We start from the raw sequence: 19233 nt of genomic DNA on the forward strand, positions 1-19233 counted from the left end.
AATTATCGATAACATAATAATCAAATAGATTAAAATTCCGATAAATAGAATTTAATTATCAATATTTATATTAAAAAACTTGTAAGCAGATAAACATTTCATTTCAATTATACGAATAAAGAGAAAAATCCTATTGCCCTGCAGCCCAAGGGATTGAAAAAAATAAAAAGAGGTCTCAGAATAATCTCTCGACAGGAAAGTTGACGGGTAAATAAAATGATTTTCATTATAAATGAGAGCATCCTCTATAATGAGGAGGAAGGCACATTGATGCATGTCGATAATGCCAGCAATAAAATAGCTTTACTGAAGCCAACCAGCAGACTGCTTTCGTTGTTCATCAAGAATAATAACAAGCTGTTGTTGCGAGAGAGGTTACTTAATGATGTTTGGGTCGATCATGGGCTGAAAGCCTCCAACAATAATTTAAACAATTACGTTTCCGGGTTACGTAAATCACTGGCGCAGTTTGGCGCCGAGGAGATTATCGTCACTTATCCCCGCCAGGGGTTTAAATTCACCGCCAAAAGTATTCATGAAGCGAATGAAAATAAGGATGAGATATATAGAAAGGAACAACAACGGGAGGTGGAAATTGCTTCTACGCCGCCCCCCGGGAATTCTCCCCCCGGTATCCGACGGGCATTACAACGCTTAATAATGATTGCCGCTGCCTGTCTGGTGCCTTTTGCCATCATTGTGTTGTACCAAAACAGCACGCGCATCAGCGTTTATCCACTTGGGAATTACCAAAGCTGCCAGGTGTACAGCATGACTTTAGGTGGAGGCAGCTTGGAGAACATCAAGCAGGTGATACAACAGGCGGGCTTCAATTGCCGTACGCGGGCAGACGTCTATTATTACGCTAACATTCTTAATGAGAGCACTAACCAGGACGAGCAGCAGGTCACCTACTGCCCACGCTCCGGCAACAGCCCTTGCATAAAGATAACTATCTAGCCGGCAATCAACCTTAATCTTTTCGCTCTTGACACCCAGGGTCAGAGACAACATCGGCCCCCCGGTAATTCTGGGGGGGACCGTTATGCACCAGTCACGCAGACAAAAAGCGGCGAATGGTTATCAGTAAACAGATAGTGATGCGGATCGATACGCTCGATGCGCATATGCAACTGCTGCCCGGCGATAGGCAACCGGCGATTCATATCCTCGCGAACGATAGAGTCCTGCGGCTTGCGGGTATTTTTCGTTACCCACATGGTGTAGTTGCTGCCGCGACGCTGGTAACTCATTTCCACGGAGCGATCGACCACATAACGTGTATCACCATCAAAAAAACTGCCGCTCATCAACATAGTGAGCTGCCGCGCCCCCTCAGGCACTATGCTTACCAGCAGCACACGCTCCATCGCCGTATCTTTATCCTGATTATGCACCCGCATCGACGCCCGGCATTCCGGCACCTGCGGCATAGCAAACAGCACATAAGCGGCGACGCAACAGCAGGCCAGTGCCGCAAAGGCTAACAGCGCGTAACGGTAATGCCATATCCAGTTATTTTTCCAGACTTTCATAGTAGTTCTCGCATTGCGCTTTGCCCGCCGCCATCGCCGCCTGCGGACAATAAAAGAAGTAAGAAGATCGCACGCGTTCTGCGCTGCCGGGCACCACCGACTGGCTGTCGTAATAAAGCAGCGTCGCCGGCTCACTACAGTGAATATGGTTTCTTTTATCCAGCAACGTTTGTAAGTGCGTCAAATCCGCCTTACCGGAACCGGTCTTATGATAAGAAGCGATAAACTTCACTTCACAGCTGCCGATATTGCCAACGCTTACCGCGCTGAGCGGCGCATAGCCGATGTCCTGCCAGGCCCATATGCCGCTGCCCACCGCCAACAGCAGCAAAGCGGCCAACCCGAAGCGCTTAAATCGCTGCGTTCGCCGCGGCCTGGTCGGCAAGGCGCTTTCTGCAGCCGCCGGGATCGGCATCTCCGGCAAACTCTCCGCCAGGCTGTCTGTCGTCTTCAACGAAGCGGCGGTAAACATGAATCCCTGGCGCGGCAGCGTGACGATAATGTCGTCCTCGCCCAAGGCGGCGAACATCTTGCGCAGGATGGAAATGGTGTTATTGAGGTTATTACCGGAGGCCACCTGGCCGTGCGCTTCCCATACCTGCGTCAGCAGGGTATCGCGGGAGACCACCAGATTATTGTTTCTGACCAACGTGGACAGCAGGCGGTTCAGCGTGGCGGTGAGCGTTTGAGGGGGTAGCTCAGCGTTTAGATCCACCAACTCTGATCTATCTTCATGATATTTAATATTATTATTAATTATGTATCTCATTATTCCCCGCTCAAAAAACTAATTAATAATAATTAGCCCTTATTAAACATGAGAATAGTAGCACACGGCATGAGTTAAGAAAATTCCTAGAAAAACACATAAAAAGCTAAATAAACATAAATATAGGAAATAACATTGTGCTGTATCACAGGGTGACAAATATTTAACTGATGATTGTCGATTTTTTATAATGTGGACATTAAAAATGCCGCCCGGCAAATACCAGGCAGCACGAGAAACTGTCACTTTTACCCGACTCAACCGCCGCAGGGCTTACTCTTTTAAACGCCGCAGTTGCCGATCCTGCCAGCCACCGAATAGCCACTGGCCGGCTATCGCGCCGAGCAAGGCGCAGAACATATCGGACTGCGTGTCCCACGGGTCGCCCTGGGTGCCGAGAAACTCATCGGCGCCCTGGCCCAGCGCCAGCGCCGCCCACCACTCGATCAGTTCGTACACCGCGCTGATGGCCAGCGCGATACAGCACACCACGAAGCCCAACATCTTGCGGCCCTGCACATAACCGCCGCGCAGCAGGATCTCGCGCGCCGCCAGCGCCGGCACCAATCCCTGGAAGAAATGCCCCAGTTTGTCGTACGGGTTGCGGCCAAGATCCAGCCACTGCTGCACCTCAAAGCCCAGCGGCACGCGAGCGTAGCTGTACATGCCGCCGAAAATCAGGATCAGCGCATGGAAGAAAATCAGCGTGTAGAGCAGCGGCGTCAGCGGATAACGGCGATGGGTCAGCCACAGCAGCGGCAAAACGATCAATACCGGCGCCACCTCCATCAGCCAGGTCGCGCGATCGTAAGGGCTGATGCCGCTGTGGATCAGCGCGGCCAGCAGCAACAGGGTAATAACGGACAACAACAACGGCGTGCGTGAGACGGGCATAACCAACGTTCCTTCGGGTTAACGGATCAATGCCCTCTTTATACCGCAGATCGCACGGCGAAAAAAAACAGGCGGAGCGTCGCCGCTTCGCCTGTTCGAGGGGTGCTTACCCTGAGAGGGATTATTTCAGCGCAACGCGGATCACGTCGTCCGGCGCGGTCGCTTCTTTCTCGCGGCTGGAAGCCTGCTTGACGCTGACGTACAGCGTCTGGCCGTCCGGCGACAGCGCCAGGCTGTTCGGGTGGGTCGGCGTCTTGATGGTGTTCAGCACCTTGTAGCTCTTGGCGTCGATCACGCTCACTTCACCCGCCTGGCGATGGGTCACGTAAACTTCATTGCGCGCCGGGTTGAACAGCACCGCCAGCGATTCCGGCACGTCGATCTTGCTCAGGATGTTGCCGCTGCGGGTATCCACCACCAGCACCTGCGGCTGCTTGGAATCGGTGATGAACGCGCGATGGGTAGCGGTATCCAGGCTGATGTTCAGGAAGAAGTGCTCTTTGGACTCATCCAGCTTCTTGCGCGACAGCACCTTGTTGCTCTGGGTATCGATGGTCACCAGTTCGCCGTCGGCGTTAGTGACGTACAGGCGTTTGGCGGCGGCATCCAGCGCCAGGCCGGTGCCATACTTACCGGTATCCGTCACGGTGGCACGCAGGGTCAGATCCTTGCCGTCCACCACCCACACCACGCTGGATTCACCCAGCCCGGTGATGTACAGCGTATCGCTGTCGGCATCCGCCACCAGTTCGCGCGGCGCCAGCGGCTTGACGGTCTCGGAACGCTGGCGCGCGTCCAGCACCAGGCGGCCTTTCACGTCGCCGGTCTTGGCGTCGATGGCGGTCACCGAGTTATTGACCGTGTTACCGAAGAACAGCGTGCCGGTTTTAGCATTAACGGCAGCGCCAAACGGCTTGATGTCGTTATGAATAATCTGGGTCACGTCCAGCGTGGTCGGGTCCAGGCGGTAAACGATGCCACCCTTGTCCAGCTTGCGGCTCTGCGACGTCGCCAGGTAGAGCGCGTTCTCGCTCGGGCTGTAGGCCATTTCATAGGCGCCCTTGCCGACCGGTTTGCGCAGCACTTCCGGCGCGGTCTGCGCCAGCAACGAGTTGGAGAACAGCAGTGTGGACAGCAGCATCAGCGGAAATGCCGCACGTTTTCCCTTGGTGATCAAAGCATTCATCGAAATCTCCTTATAGAGCCAACGGGGCAGCCGAGCGGCCGCCCTCTCATCGTTATTAAAATCAGGCTTTCTCTTCGGAAAGCAGCGCCCACCAGCTGTCGATGGTCGGGTTGCGCGCCAGCGCGATAAAGTCGATGTCGCCGCGGATCTTGCGCCAGCGGGTCGCCAGCTCCATGATGCGCACCGAATCCAGACCGTAATCGATCAGGTTCTCATCGTTGCCCATGTCTTCGCTGTCTTCGTCCAGCAGCGGCAGGATCTGCTGACGCAGCGCGTCGATGCTGGCGATGCCGGCCGCCGGCAGCAGAGACGCGGTGGTCACCACCCGGCCGCAGCGGCCGGCGGTATAGCGCAGCGCCATCAGGTGTTCGTCGCGCGAGAAGTCCGCCAGGCCGTCGGCCACCATGAACGGCTGGATGTTGCGCATGAAGGCGTCGATGGCGGTGGTCAGGCAGCCGATGTGCGCATACACGCCGCAGATGATCAGCTGATCGCGGCCGGACTCCTGCAGGATCTCCTGCAGCGGCGAGCGGTGGAAGGCGCTGTAGCGCCATTTCACCAGCACCGTGTCGTCTTCGTCCGGCGCCAGCGCGGCGGTCACCGCCTGCTGCTCGGGGTGTTTGTTCAGGCCCGGCCCCCACATGTCGTTCAACAGCGCGCGGTCTTCATCGCTCTGCTGGTTCGGCTGCGCGGTATAGAACACCGGAATGCCCTGCTGTTTGCAGTAGCGGCGCAGGTTGGCGATGTTCTCCACCACCTGTTTGATCAGCGCGCTGTCTTCGCCCCAGAAATTGAGGAAATACTGCTGCATATCGTGGATCAGCAGCGCGGCGCGCTGCGGTTCTACCTGCCAGGTGACTTTATTTTGCGGCAGTTCGTCCGCCGTCGGCAGCGCGTAGTCATTAAGTTTTGGAATGGCCATCGATTAATCTCCCTGAGCCTGAGTCTGTAGTTGCTCGTCGAGCTGCTGACGCAGCCGTTTTTTGTCCACTTTGCCGACCGGAGTCAGCGGCAGGCTGTCCACCTGAATAAAACGATCCGGCAGTTTGAAGTCCGCCACGCCCTGTTCGCGCAGGTGGCGGCGCAGCACCACCGGCTTCAGCGGCGCGTTGGCGATGATATAAGCGCAGCTCTTCTCCCCCATCAGCGCGTCCGGCATCGACACCAGCGCGGCGTTGATCACGTCCGGATGACGCAGCAGCAGGTTCTCGATTTCCTCGGCGGCGATCTTCTCCCCGCCGCGGTTGATCTGGTCTTTCTGCCGCCCCTGCACGGTGATGTAGCCGTCTTCGCTGATGCTGATCAGATCGCCGGAGCAGTAGAAACCGTCGGCGTCGAAGGCATCGGCGTTGTGCGCCGGGCTCTGGTAGTAACCGCGGAAGGTATAAGGCCCGCGCGTCATCAACCGGCCGACCTCGCCCGCCGGCAATGAATTGCCGTCGTCGTCCGCCACCCACACTTCGTCATCCGGCGACATCGGCCGCCCTTGCGTCGTCAGGATGTGGCGCTCGTCGTCGTCCAGCCGGGTGTAGTTCACCAGCCCTTCCGCCATGCCGAACACCTGCTGCAGTTGGCAGCCGATTTCGTTCTGAATACGCGCCGCCAGCGTTTCGCCCAGCTTGGCGCCGCCCACCTGCAGCAGTTTCAGGCTGGCGAGCTGGGCATTGCCGCCCCACTCTTCGATCGCCTGCAGCCACAGCGTGACCGCCGGCGGCACCAGCGCCGTCACGTTGATTTGGTGCTGTTCGATCAGGCGGAAGCACTGCCCGGCGTCCGGATCGGCGGCGAACACCACCAGCCCCGCGCCATAAAACACGCCCAACACGCCCGGCGAGCTCATCGGGTAGTTGTGCGCCACCGGCAGCGCGCACAGATAGCGGGTCTGCGCGTCGAAACGGCAGATCTCCACGCTGCGGCGAATGCTGTAGTAGTAGTCATTGTGGGTACGCGGGATCAGCTTCGGCGTACCGGTGCTGCCGCCGGAAAGCTGGAAGAACGCCACCTGATCGGCCGCAGAAGGCTGCGCGACGAAACCCTCGCTGGCTTCGTCCAGCCAGGCGGCCAGCGCCAGCTCACCCTCGGGCTGGCTGCGCAGCGCCACGACACGCAGCGAAGGATGCGCATCGCGGAAGGCGTTCAGGAATTGGTCGTCGGCAAACAGCGCGTGCTGGCGGTCGGCGATCAGCAGCGCCGGCTTGATCTGCTCGGCATAGGCATTCAGTTCGCTGCGCTGATGGCTGAACAGCGCGTTGACCGGCGCCACGCCAATCTTCAGCAGCGCGAAGAACACGATATAGAACTCCGCCACGTTGCCCAGTTGGACCAACGCGGTATCGCCGGATTTCACGCCGCGGCGCAGCAGAGCGGCCGCCAGGCGATCGGAGCGCTGCTGCAGCTCGCGGTAGGTCAGGCTGCCCTGGGCATCGATAATCGCCGGGGCGTCGTTGTTGGCCTGGCGGTCGAGGATCTCGGTCAGCGGCTTGTCAGTCCAGTAGCCGCGCTCGCGATAGCGGCTGGCGAACTCCGCCGGCCAGGGGGTAAAGGCAATGCTCATCTTGTCGTTATCCTTGATTCATACCAAAGGCACGCAGAATGGTGCTGAGTTTGGTGCCTGTTTCATGCCATTCAGATTCGGGTGAAGAGTCTTCCACGATGCCGGCGCCGGCGAACAGCCGTACCCGGTTGCCGTCAACGGTGCCGCAGCGGATAGTCACAACCCACTCGCCGTTGCCTTCGTCGTCGCACCAGCCGACGATGCCGCCGAACAGGCCGCGATCGAACGGCTCCAGCTTGCCGATCAGGGCGTGCGCCTCGGCCGTCGGCATGCCGCACAGCGCCGGCGTCGGGTGCAGCAGGCAGGCCAGCGACAGGGCATTTTCGTCTGGAGACGCCGCCTCGCCGTCGATCGGCGTGGAGAGATGCCACAGCGTCGTGGTGGTCAGCAGTTCAGGGGTTTGCGGCACGTTCAGGTAGCGGCAGCGGCCGGCCAGCACGTCACGCATGCTTTCGGTGACGATGCGATGCTCGTGGCGATCTTTCGCCGAGGCCATCAGCCGCTCCCCCACTTCGCGATCGCGCTGCGGGTCGGCCTCGCGCCGGGCGGAACCGGCCAGCGGGTTAGAATAGAAACGGCCGTTGTCCTGGCGCAGCAGCAGCTCTGGGCTGGCGCCCAACAGCGCACCCTGCTCCAGCGGCACATGGAAATGGAAACCATGCGGGTTCTGGGCAATCACGCGCGCCATCAGCGCATGGCGATCCACCGGCTGGCGCGTTTCGATCTCCAGCAGGCGCGACAAGACCACTTTATCCAGCTCACCGGCCTTCATCGCGTCGACGGCGTCGCTGACCATCTTCATAAACGGCTGCTGCGGCGGCAGCTCCGTCACGCCGGCCAGTTCAGGGCCGTTCGCCGGCGGCCGAACGCCGGCCATAAAGGCGGCGCGATCGAACCAGCGGCTCTGCTGCGGAATAAACAGCGCCGAAGGCTGCCGGGTATCGAACGGGATGGCACCGCACAGCAGCGGTTTTTTGATACCGGCCTGACGGGCCTCGACAAACGCCTGCCGCACGCTGCGCTGGAACTCGCCGTTCAGGTCGGCGCCGTCTGCGGCCGGCAGGCGAATGCGGCTGAAACAACCGGTAGTGGTCAAGCTGCGGAAAGGAGAGGTAAAGAAGAAGCCCGACGCCGGAGAAAAATCAGCGGCGAACCGGTGTTCTTCGCACTCCTGCATTTCCTTTCGATTGATGTCGTTCACGGCAGTATCCATCGCTTCGCCCTCAAGGATTTGAAGTGATAACCAATATAATAATGATTATCATTTGAGTTAATTCCGCGCTAAATTACTCGCCGATATTTGCTATGTCAATAAACGTAAGCACTTCTTTCATTTCGAAATCATGACATAAACGCTGTGGGTTTTACGCATGCCGATGATAAGCATTGCTATTTGATCCCACAGCGTTGTCTTAACGCGTTCGACTACTTTTCTGTGGCGGGCTGCGGCTCCGGTTTGTGCAACGTCACCTGGCGCAAACCGGTCATGGCGAACAGCAACAGGATGCCGAGCAGCGCGGCGCCGAAGCCGAAACCGCTGGCGCTCATCGCCGGCAGCATGAAGGCGCCCATCGCCCCCAACAGCAACGCGCCCAGCGCATCGCCCACCACGTTTTGCGCCGTCCACAGGCCGTTGATGCGGCCGAGGAAATTGTCCGGCGTCAGGCTCTGGATCAGGCCGTATTGCAGCAGCGAGTTCAGCGCGCTCAGGTAGCCGAACGCCACCAGGCACAGCAACGCCAGGCTGTACCACGGCATCAGGCCGAACAGGCCAATGGCGGCGAACGCCGCGATCGCCGTCAGCAGCATCACCCAGCCGGGGCGCGCCACGTGCGCCACGCGCCCGCTGGTGAACGCGCCGATGGCCGCGCCGAGCGGCACGGCGGCGTACATATAACCGAGGTGGGCAGCGTCGATGTGCCAGCTTTCCGCCATCGCCGGGTACAGCACGCGCACCGCGCTGGCCATGGTCAGCAGCGCGCCGATCAGCGCCACCATGCCGATCACCTTGTTCTGGAACAGGAAGGCGAAGCCGCCCGCCAGCGCGCGCAGCGGGTGTTCACGCGGCTGCGGTGGCGGCATTAGCTGCGGCAGGCTCAGCAGCGGCAACAGCGTCAGCAGGGTGCCGAACGCCGCCAGGCCGTAGTTCCAGGCAATGCCCATGTGGGCGATCACCAGGCCGCCAATCGCCGGGGAAAGAATCGAGCCGAAGCGCACCGTCAGCATGCTGATGGCGCCCGCCTGCACGATGTTTTCGCGGCCCACCAGCGCCGGCGTGGCCGCCAGCAGCGCCGTCACCCCCACCGCACCGAAGAAACCGTCCCACACCGCCAACAGATAAATGGCCGCCAGCGAAGGCGATGGCAACAGGGCATTGAGACACAGGCCGACGAAGCCGATGCCGCAGGTGGAGCGCGCGAACAGGATCAGCCGGCGCCGCTCATAGCGATCGGCCAATACGCCCCCCATCAGCAGCCCGGCGAACATGCCGCCGCCGGCCAGCGTCACCGCCAGCCCGACCTGCAGGGTGGAACCGGTCAGCGCCTGGATTTGCACCGGGATGGCGATCGCCATCAACCCCAGCGCTACAATGGAGATAAAGCGCGCGCAGAACACCGCGCGGAAAGCCCGGTTGGTTTTCAACAGGCTGAAATCAAGCAGGATGGAGGGTTTGCTACTCATCGGTTGTTCACCACATCTTTAAACGGGGATTCTGCAGTTGCGGAGCGCTATGCTAGCACAGATGACGAAATCAATAATGATAATAAAAATCATTGATATTCAATTGTGAGCAACCGCAAGAAACGCCGCCACACGCGGGGTAATCCCCGAGCCTGGCGGCGAGATGACGAGCGCGATTACAGCGTGCGCAAGATCCGGTTCAGCAGCGGCCCCAGCACTTTGAACGACGCCGGCGAAACGATATCGACATGCGCGCAGTCCAGCTCGTGCGCCTGCAGCGCATCGACGTACTGCGACCAGGTCTGCTGCACGTCCATCCCTTCCTGCAGCGTACGTTTGGCGACGAACAGCGTCGCCTGGCCATGGAAACGGGCGGTACGCGTGTGCGACAGCAACCGCACCGAATCGGCGTAGTTAGCTTCGATGTTGTCGAACATCGCCGTGCGCGTCTCGCCCAGCGCCGGATCGAGCGTATCCTGCGACACCGCCAGGAACTGCTCGCGCTCGCGCTGCACTTCCTTCAACACGTTGTCGTCCAGCATCACGTCCCAGTTTTGGGTCTCCGGCGGATAGGTATCCAGCAGGCCGAGGAACGCCACCTGCTCGCCGCGCGCCTGCAGCCGGGCGGCGATGCCCTGGGCCAGCGTGCCGCCCAGCGAGTAGCCGATGAAGTGGTACGGCCCGTGCGGCTGGACCTGCAACACCGTCTGCAGGTGGGCATCCACCACCTGATCCATATCTTCGCTCAGCGCCAGCGGGCCGTCCGGCCGCGGCGACTGGATACCGACCAGCGACCAGTGCTGATCGAGATAGCGTGGCAATACGCTGAACTGCCAGGAGAAACCGGACGCCGGGTGCAGACAGAACAGCGTCGGCCCCTCGGTGACGCGCAGCGGCAATACGCTGTCGAAGCCGCTACGATCGGCCTCTTCCTGCGTGCGTTCTTCCGCCAGCAAGACAGCCAGTTGCTCGACGCGCGACGCCACCATCACCTGGCCGACGGACACCGCCTTGCCCAGATCGCGGCGCAGCTCCGCCGCCAGCCGCATCGCCAGCAGCGAATGGCCACCGAGCGCGAAGAAGTCGTCATCGGCGAACACCTGCTCGCGCTGCAGCAAACGGGCGAACACCGCCGCGATCTCGCTTTCCAGCCCGGCCTGCGGCGGCCGTCCTGCCTTGCGCTCACCGCCCTGCGGCTGCGGCAAGGCCTTGCGATCCAGCTTGCCGTTGGCGCTCAGCGGCAAATCACTCATTTCCACCAGCGCCACCGGCACCATGTGCGGTGGCAGACGGTCGGCCAGCGCCGCACGCAGGGCTTCCGCATCCCAGTTCGCGCCGGGCTGCATCACCAGATAACCCACCAGTTGGCGCGCATCGCCGCCGGCATCCACCGGCGTGCCCTGCAGCACCAGCGCGTGCGTCACCGCCTGGCGCACGCCCGGCAGCGACAGCAAGGCGTGGTCGATTTCGCTCAGCTCGATACGCTGCCCGCGGATCTTCAGCTGGTCATCACTGCGGCCCAAATATTCCACCGTGCCGTCCGGCAGCCAGCGCGCCACGTCGCCGGTGCGGTACATGCGCCCGCCCTCGCCGAACGGATCGGCGACAAAGCGGCTGGCGGTCAGATCCGGCCGGCCAAGGTAGCCGTGCGCCAGCTGCACGCCGGTCAGATACAGATCGCCCGCCACGCCCGGCGGCACCGGCCGCAGGCGCGCGTCAAGAATACGCAGCCCGGTGTTCCATACCGGCAGACCGATCGGCACGTTGGCGCCGGTCACTTTCGCCAGTGTGTCGCCGTAAGCCGGATGCCAGGTCACGTCCACCGCCGCTTCGGTCGGGCCGTAGAGGTTGTGCAACGGCACCGCCGTGCGGCTTTGCCACAGGCGGCACAGCTCCGCCGGCAGCGCTTCGCCGCTGCAGAACACCTGGCGCAGCGCAGCGCAGTTCGCCACCGCCGCGTCGTCGTCCAGGGCGGCCACGAAGGCCGCCAGCATCGACGGCACGAAGTGCAGCGTGGTAATGCGGTGTTGTGCGATCAGCTGTTGCAGCTGCTGCGGATCGCGGTGCGCCTCCGGCGGCGCCATCACCAGCCGGGCGCCGACCATTAGCGGCCAGAAGAATTCCCACACCGAGACGTCGAAACTGCACGGCGTTTTCTGCAGCACCGCGTCGTTCGCCCCCAGCGGATACTGGTGTTGCATCCACAGTAGGCGGTTGACGATCGCCTGATGGCCGACCAGCACGCCTTTCGGGCGCCCGGTGGAGCCGGAGGTAAAGATGATATAGGCCGCATGGTCCGGCGTCGGGCCCGCGATCGCCACCCCGGCGGCGTGATCGGCCGCCAGCGGCGCGTCATACAGCAAAATTTCGCCCTTGTCGGCGAAACGCGCCTGCTGCGCCGGGTTGGTGATGACCAGCCGGGGCGCGGCGTCTTCCAGCATCATCGCCAGCCGCTCGTCCGGATAACCGGTGTCCAGCGGCAGATAGGCGGCGCCCGCTTCCACGATCGCCATCAACGCCAGCGACAGAAACACCGAACGCGGCAGCGCCACCGCCACGATGTCGCCCGGCCGCACGCCCTGCGCCACCAGCTCGCGCGCCAGCGCCGTAACCTGCTCGCGCGTTTCGCGGTAGGTGAAATTGAAATGCGCATCCGCCAGCGCCGGTGCGTCCGGCGTGGTTTGCGCCTGCTGCGCCAGCAACTGGCTCAGCGTGGTCGCCGGCACCGGGTGCGCCGTGTCGTTGACCCGCGCCAGCAGCGCGTGATCGTCTGCAGTCAGCATATCGGCTTCGCCGATCGGCAACGTTGCCTGCGCGGCGAACTGCGCCAGCAGCAGCGGCAATCGTTGCAGGTGCGCCTGCAATTCCTGGCGGCTGTAACGCTCGGCGTTGGCCAGCAGTTCAACCTTCAGCTGATGGTGTTCGTCAATAAACAGCGCAATCTCCAGATCGCGCACCGGCCCGGAGGCCAGATCGTGGGTAATGCCTTCGATACCGGCGAAATCCAGCTGGTAATCGAACATTTTGAAGTTGAAGACCGTGCCGTACAGCGGTTCGCCGTCGCCGATGCGCCCCAGATCGCGCTGCACCTGTTCGGCGTCGTAGCGCTGATGGCGACGCACCGTTTTCAGCTCGCGACTGATGCGGGTGGCGGCCTCATACAACGTGGCCTGCGGCTCGAGGTGCATCTCCATCGGCAACACGTTGATCACCGGGCCGGCGGCGCACAAGGCGGCCGATCCGGTGCGGCGCATGAAGATAAAACCGGCGCTGAAGCTCGGTTGGCCGCTCAGGCGCGATACCCACAGCGCCACCAGCGCCACCGCCATATCGGCGGCGTTCAGCTTCTGCTGCGCGCCACGCTGCACCAATTCGGCGAAGGCCTGCGGATCGCAGCGCTGTTCCAATCGATGGATACGCGGCGTGGGCGTTTGCCCGGCCAGCGGCTGCGGGCAGAGCGTGGCCGGCGGCGGCAGTTGCCGCGCTTTTTCGCCCCAGAAATCGGCGTCGCGTTGCCAGGCCGGCGCCTGCCGGTAAGCCTGGTATTCCGCCACCACGTCGCTGAACGCCGTGAAAGGCGTCGGTTCCAGCGCGTCGCCGCGGCAAAGATGGGAGTAAATCGCCGCCACGCGGCGAGCGATGGCGGTGAAGCTGAAACCGTCCACCAGCAAATGGTGATAGCGCTGATACCAGAACCAGCGATCATCCGCCAAACGCATCACCACATGGCGATACAGCGGTGCGCCGCTGCCGGCGCGCAGATCGCTTGCCAGATCGATGTCCATCAGCGCGCGCGCGGCGGCGTCGGGATCCGGCGACGTCGTCAGATCGACAAGTTCCGGCTCGTGCACCGCCAGCGCATCGTCCAGCCATTGCACCGGCACGCCGTCGCGTTCCGCAAAACGCAGGCGTAGCATGTCCACCTCGCCCAGGCCCTGGATGATGGCCCGCAGCAGAGGCTCCACGGCGACAGGGCCGTTGAGTTCGATGGCATGTGCGACCGCGTAGGCATTGCGATGCGGGGAGATTTGATCGGCGACCCAGATGCCGGGTTGCGCCGCGACCAGCGGCCATTCGCCCGCAAGCGCCGGGCCGCTGAGAGAGTTAGGGGTGTGTGACACTGCTTATTGCTCCCGTGATTACCTGGCGCCGGTCACGCCTCGCGTGCTGCGACCGGCAGAATGTCTTGCCAATGCTGCTCCAGCCATTCGGCGCACGCGGTGCGCGCCGCCGGGCCGAAGACGATCGTCCATTCGGACGGAATGGCGCGGAAATCCGGCCACAAACTGTATTGTTGTTGTACGTTGCGCAGCACCAGGCTGCGCTGCTGTTGATCATCGAACGGATTCAGGCTTTCCACCATGTGTTCCTCGTGCCGTTGCCGTCGCCGATGCCGGATAAGCAGTGGCGAAAGCGGAAGCCCAGACCGCCTGCAGCCCATCGGTCAGGCCGCTGCGCCAACACAGCGCGTCGTGCCCGCCTTCCACCACCCGGTAGTGCACCCGATGGCCGGCGTCGCTCAGGCGTGCCGCCATTTCACCGCTGACCCGATGCACCAGTTTTTCCTGCGAACCGGCTTCCATAAATACCTTCAGCGCGCCGTGATTGCCCAAGCCGTGCCGTTCTACCTGTTGCAGCAACCAGCAGGCGTCGTCGGGAATGCTCGGCAGCTGCAGCATGTCGCGCCGCGGCCACCAGTAGGAACCGGACTGGGTGATCACCGCGCCGAAGCGCTGCGGCCAGCGCAGCCCGGCATACAGGGAGGCCAGGCCGCCAAAGCTTTGCCCCGCCACCACCGTGTCAGCCGGTTTGTCGCTGTGCGGCGCCCAGTCGGCCAGCTGTGGCATCAGTTCTTCCTGCACCGCCAGCCAGAAGTCGTCCTTGCAGGTCAGTTCGCGCGACCGGTGCGGCAGATCGATGATGTCGATCAGCACATACACCGCTTCCGGCAATGCCCCTTCACGGGTCAGCTGCATCAGCGGCTCCCAAACCGGCATCTGCTTCGCCCAGAACTGGCCGTCGAGCAGAATAGCCAACGGACGCTCGGCCGGCTTGCTGTCACCGGTGGTGTAGATCCAGACGTCGCGGCTATTGCCCAGGCGCTCGCTTTGCCAGGTATGGCGCTGCAAACGCGCCGGCAGCGGTGGCGTACAGCGCCCGCTGGCGATCTCGTACTCGTCGAACGAGCGCCATACCGGCTGCGGCGGTGCATCCGGCATGTGCAGGCCGGATACGCTGTGGCCGCTGGCGCTTTGCCAGGAGCGGTACGGGTTGAGCAGATCGGGGGTGGCGCTGGCGAACACCTGGTGCCACCAGTGGCGCAGGTTGTGCATGTTGGCGTGCGCATCGTCGCCGCTGAACGCCGGCGGCCGCTCGTCAAAGCAGGGGATAAAGCAGTAGCTGCCGCGCCAGGCGCCGCTCAGCTCGGTCTGCCAGTACCACACGTCGGTACCGGCCAAACGCTGCAGGCTTTGCGGCGGATTCGGCTGGTGATGGTCGGTCAGGCAGTTAATGTTGATCCACACGCGACGGTAAGCGGAGGTCAATTCGCATCCCTGAGGATCGCGCCAGAAAAAGGTGGTTCGCCACCGGCCGTTACCCGCCGGTTCTACCCATGGCGTACCGCGTCGTGCCACCGTCAACCACCACCCTGGACTGCCCGCATTGCTGCTGGCCAATAATCTGCTGCTTTCTGACTGTAGTTCTGTATTCACAACGCCTACCCATTTTGTAGTTGGCGGCACCGGGAACGTCGACTTTTCCCTATCGCCGGCCACCGCCCGAACGCACTGTACGCCAAATACTATTGATAATAATTTGCATTTGCAATAGTGTGTAAGGCTTGGAGATCGTGCTGGTATTGCGCGCAACGGACAGGGATCGGGGATACATCAATGGCATCCCTTGCCGCAGCCGATTTTCTATTTCCGACTACACAAAAACTACAACCGCCCTTCCCCCCGTTCGGCGAGGGATGGCAGCAAGGTAGGACACTCAGATGAAAAGCAAGCTATCACGTTATTCTTTAGCCACTCTTATCGGCTTGGGATTGGGCGCGTCCGCGTTCGCCAACGCCGCGCAGCAGACCGACACCCCCACCACGGAAGAAAACAGCGGCACAGCGGATAAAAAGCCGCGCGGCGAAGACACCATCGTCGTGACCGCCGCCCGGCAGAACCTGCAGGCGCCGGGGGTGTCCACCATCACCGCCGAAGAGATCAAAAAACGCCCGCCGGCGCGCGACATCAGCGAACTGATCCGCACCATGCCCGGGGTTAACCTGACCGGCAACTCCACCAGCGGCCAGCGCGGCAACAATCGCCAGATCGATATCCGCGGCATGGGCCCGGAAAACACCCTGATTCTGATCGACGGCAAACCGGCCTCCAGCCGCAACTCGGTGCGCCAGGGCTGGCGCGGCGAGCGCGACTCGCGCGGCGATACCGCCTGGGTGCCGCCGGAAATGATCGAGCGCATCGAAGTGCTGCGCGGCCCTGCCGCCGCGCGCTACGGCAACGGCGCCGCGGGCGGCGTGGTCAACATCATCACCAAGAAGGCCGGCGATGCGCTGCACGGCTCGCTGAACGGCTACTTCAACGTGCCGCAGCACAAGCAGGAAGGCGCCACCAAGCGCACCGACTTCAGCCTGTCCGGCCCGCTGAGCGATTCCCTGAGCTTCCGCCTGTTCGGCGGCTACAGCAAAACGCAGGCCGACGCCTGGGACATTAACGAATCACACAAGTCCGAACGCGTAGGCGCCTACGCCAACAGCCTGCCCGCCGGGCGCGAAGGGGTGGTCGATAAAAACATCGACGCCTTGCTGCACTGGGATTTCGCCCATCTGCAGTCGTTGGAGTTCGAGTATGCCTATGGCCGCCAGGGCAACCTGTATTCCGGCGATACCCAGAACACCAACACCAATGCCCTGGTGCAGAGCAACTACGGCAAAGAGACCAACCGCATCTACCGTGAAACCTTCGGCCTGACCCACCGCGGCGCCTGGGACAACGGCGTGAGCACCAACAACTACGTGCAGTTCGAGCGCACCCGCAATACCCGCCTGAACGAAGGCCTGGCCGGCGGCACCGAAGGTATCTTCGACACCAAAAATACCGGTTTCGGCACCACCAAGCTGGACGACTTCCTGGCGCACAGCGAAGTCAGCGTGCCGTTTGAGCTGGGCGTTTCACAGACCGCCACGCTGGGTACCGAGTGGACCCAACAGCGGATGAAAGACGGCACGTCCACCAGCCAAACGCTGATGGGCGGCACTATTCCCGGCATGGGCAACGGCACGCGCAGCCCTTACGCTTCCGCGCATATCTTCTCGCTGTTCGCCGAAGACAACATCGAGCTGACCGACACCACCATGCTGACGCCGGGTCTGCGTTACGATCTGCATTCAGAATCCGGCAACAACTGGAGCCCGGCGCTGAACCTGTCGCAGGAACTGGGCGACTACTTCACGCTGAAAATGGGCATCGCCCGTTCTTACAAGGCGCCGACCCTGTACCAGACCAACGGCAACTACCTGCTGTACAGCAAAGGTCAAGGGTGTGCGGGCAGCGATGTCAGAAACGGCTGCTACCTGCTCGGTAACGACGATCTGAAGGCGGAAACCAGCGTCAACAAAGAGATCGGGCTGGAGTTCCATAACGAAGGCTGGCTGGCCGGCGTCACCTACTTCCGCAACGATTACCACAACAAGATTGAAGCGGGTAACTCGCGCATCGCCACCAGCAGCACCGGCACGGCGGTCTATCAGTGGGAGAACGTACCGAAGGCGGTGGTGCAGGGGCTGGAAGGCTCGCTGAACGTGCCGGTCAGCGAGACCGTCACCTGGAGCAACAACGCCACTTACATGATCGAGAACAAGAACAAGACCACCGGCGATTACCTGTCGGTGATCCCGAAGTTCACCGTCAACTCGACCCTCAGCTGGCAGGCTACGCAGGATCTGTCGATGCAGTCCACCCTGACCTGGTACGGCCGTCAGAAGCCGAAGAAGTACAACTACCAGGGTAAACCGGCCACCGGCGGCGAAACCCGCGAGGTCAGCCCTTATGCCGTCGTCGGCGCCAGCGCGACCTATGACCTGACCAAAAACGTCAGCGTCACCGCCGGCATCGACAACCTGTTCGACAAACGCCAGTTCCGCGCCGGTAACGCGCAGAACGTGGGCGACCCGATTACCGGCGCGATCAACATCGCCGGTGCGGGCGCGGCCACCTACAACGAACCGGGCCGTACCTACTACATGAGCATCAACACCCACTTCTGATGACATGACCCAACGAAAAAGGGGCGCCGCGGCGCCCCTTTTTACTTTCGCTCTCTCGTTACCTGGTGTGCAGCTGAATGCGCACCACGCTTTCCGGCTTGCCGGCCTTGGTGGAAGCGCCGTCGTTTTTCACCGTCACAAACAGCGCGTCACCTTTCGGATCCAACGCCAGGCTGTTAGGGTGCGGCGGCAGGTCTACGGTTTGCAGGCGTTTAAGCGTTTTGGCGTCGAACACCGTCAGCGTCCCGGCGCCGTGATCCACGCGCACGCCTTTGCGGTTGGCGACATACAGCCGCTGGCTGCGTTCGTCGAGCAGCAGGCCGATCGGCACCTCATCCGTCAGCTCGCTGGCCAGCACTTTGCCGCTGTCCGCATCCAGCGCAAACACCCGGTGGCCGCTGCTGCGCTTCACGTAGTCGTGCCCCAGATGATGGTTGCGGTAGTCGTCGCGATCGATACCCTGATCGACGCCCAGCAGGCGATTGCTCGCCGGGTCATACACCAGGTTCAGCAGCTGATCGGCCTGCACTTCGTGCGTGGCGGTGATCGCCAGCGTGTCGGCGTTCAAGGTGATCACCTGCCCCTGCATGTTGGAGACGAACACCCGGCGGCCCTTCTCATCCAGCGTGATACCCACCGCGTTGTAGCCGAAGCCCGGGATCACTTTCTCCAGCTTGCCGGCTTTGGTATCGACCACGTACAGCACGCTGTCGACGCCGAAGCCCAGGCCCGGCAGGAACAGGCGGCCGCTTTGCGCGTCATACTTGAGCTCGCGGAGGCGGTACAGGTAGTCCTCGGTGATTTTGAATTTCTTCAGCTCCGCCAACAGGAAGTCCAGGCGCTTGCCGCTGATGCCCGCCTGCTTGTAAGCCTGCTCCAGCACCGCTTTGTCCAGCAGCTTGATGCTGCCCAGCGCGTGGTTGGTGGTGGTGTCCACCACCCCAACTTCGCCGTTGAAAGCCTGCGTCAGGTACAGGCGATTGCCCGCGTCGTTCAGCGCCACGCCGAAGCCTTTCACCTGCAGCGGGATCTCTGCCTTGATCGCCAGGGTGTTGGGATCCAGCCGCAGCACGCGGGAGCGCGCCTCTTCTTTCCAGTCCGGCGCGCTGACGAACAGCGCCTGTTGCGAGGTGCTGTAGGCCATCTCCACCACCGTCGACGACAGCGCCTCGCGCTTGATGTCCTGCGGTTTGATGCCGACATCGTCCGCCTGCGCGGCGCCGGCGACCACCAGAGAGGCCGCCACCAGCAGCGACAGTAGCGCGCGCGGGGTTGCTAGGGTTCCAGACATCCTTTTATCTCCTTGAAAATCATGCTTTCGGTTAGAGTGAA

At 61.6% G+C, this 19233-nt stretch carries 14 protein-coding genes; 2 read left to right on the forward strand and 12 right to left on the reverse strand.

Features of this window, described 5'->3' with window-relative positions; genetic code table 11:
* The first annotated feature begins 216 nt into the window (after window positions 1-216).
* A complete protein-coding gene (locus FHU12_RS20745; RefSeq protein ID WP_141971554.1) occupies window positions 217-960 on the forward strand; it encodes a winged helix-turn-helix domain-containing protein in 744 nt (247 codons plus the stop codon).
* 83 nt (window positions 961-1043) lie between these two features.
* On the opposite strand, the gene FHU12_RS20750 is transcribed toward FHU12_RS20745, so the two are convergent.
* The 11 genes from FHU12_RS20750 to fes form a co-directional block, all read right to left on the reverse strand.
* Window positions 1044-1535 (reverse strand): FidL-like protein, encoded by a 492-nt coding sequence (locus FHU12_RS20750; RefSeq protein WP_141971556.1) that lies wholly within the window; start codon window positions 1533-1535, stop codon window positions 1044-1046.
* Complete coding sequence (locus FHU12_RS20755) at window positions 1516-2250, reverse strand: winged helix-turn-helix domain-containing protein (protein WP_260440753.1); 735 nt, start codon at window positions 2248-2250, stop codon at window positions 1516-1518. Before FHU12_RS20755 ends, FHU12_RS20750 begins: the two co-directional genes overlap by 20 nt.
* Window positions 2251-2577: 327 nt before the next feature.
* The gene (locus tag FHU12_RS20760; protein ID WP_141971559.1) at window positions 2578-3198 is read right to left on the reverse strand and encodes a DUF2238 domain-containing protein; all 621 of its coding nucleotides are present in this window, start codon (window positions 3196-3198) and stop codon (window positions 2578-2580) included.
* A 121-nt stretch (window positions 3199-3319) separates the two neighbouring features.
* The gene (gene yncE, locus FHU12_RS20765) at window positions 3320-4384 is read right to left on the reverse strand and encodes a 7-bladed beta-propeller protein YncE (protein WP_060433936.1); all 1065 of its coding nucleotides are present in this window, start codon (window positions 4382-4384) and stop codon (window positions 3320-3322) included.
* A 61-nt stretch (window positions 4385-4445) separates the two neighbouring features.
* On the reverse strand, window positions 4446-5306 hold the full coding sequence (locus tag FHU12_RS20770) for an isochorismatase (protein ID WP_004930014.1): 861 nt from the start codon (window positions 5304-5306) through the stop codon (window positions 4446-4448).
* 3 nt (window positions 5307-5309) lie between these two features.
* Complete coding sequence (locus tag FHU12_RS20775; protein ID WP_141971561.1) at window positions 5310-6938, reverse strand: (2,3-dihydroxybenzoyl)adenylate synthase; 1629 nt, start codon at window positions 6936-6938, stop codon at window positions 5310-5312.
* Between the two features lie 7 nt (window positions 6939-6945).
* Window positions 6946-8151 carry an isochorismate synthase gene (locus FHU12_RS20780; protein ID WP_141971563.1) on the reverse strand — a complete coding sequence of 402 codons (1206 nt, stop codon included), beginning with the start codon at window positions 8149-8151 and terminating at the stop codon, window positions 6946-6948.
* A gap of 212 nt (window positions 8152-8363) precedes the next feature.
* Complete coding sequence (gene entS / locus FHU12_RS20785; protein WP_033649954.1) at window positions 8364-9620, reverse strand: enterobactin transporter EntS; 1257 nt, start codon at window positions 9618-9620, stop codon at window positions 8364-8366.
* A 176-nt stretch (window positions 9621-9796) separates the two neighbouring features.
* Window positions 9797-13741: an enterobactin synthase subunit F gene (locus tag FHU12_RS20790; RefSeq protein WP_141971565.1), complete on the reverse strand. Its 3945-nt coding sequence runs from the start codon at window positions 13739-13741 to the stop codon at window positions 9797-9799.
* A gap of 32 nt (window positions 13742-13773) precedes the next feature.
* Window positions 13774-13980, reverse strand: coding sequence for an MbtH family protein (locus FHU12_RS20795; RefSeq protein ID WP_048325765.1), 207 nt, complete (start codon window positions 13978-13980; stop codon window positions 13774-13776).
* Complete coding sequence (fes, locus tag FHU12_RS20800) at window positions 13955-15334, reverse strand: enterochelin esterase (RefSeq protein WP_141971567.1); 1380 nt, start codon at window positions 15332-15334, stop codon at window positions 13955-13957. The genes FHU12_RS20795 and fes overlap by 26 nt, the downstream gene beginning before the upstream one ends.
* A 284-nt stretch (window positions 15335-15618) precedes the next feature.
* Between fes and FHU12_RS20805 the strand changes: the two genes are divergently transcribed.
* Entirely contained in the window at window positions 15619-17901 is a 2283-nt protein-coding gene (locus FHU12_RS20805) for a TonB-dependent siderophore receptor (protein WP_141971570.1), read from the forward strand.
* A 58-nt stretch (window positions 17902-17959) separates the two neighbouring features.
* On the opposite strand, the gene FHU12_RS20810 is transcribed toward FHU12_RS20805, so the two are convergent.
* Window positions 17960-19192, reverse strand: a complete 1233-nt coding sequence (locus FHU12_RS20810; RefSeq protein ID WP_025304962.1) for a YncE family protein — start codon at window positions 19190-19192, stop codon at window positions 17960-17962.
* Between the last annotated feature and the right edge of the window lie 41 nt (window positions 19193-19233).

The organism is Serratia marcescens (genome assembly GCF_006715005.1).
GTDB classification, from domain to species: Bacteria; Pseudomonadota; Gammaproteobacteria; order Enterobacterales; family Enterobacteriaceae; genus Serratia; species Serratia montpellierensis.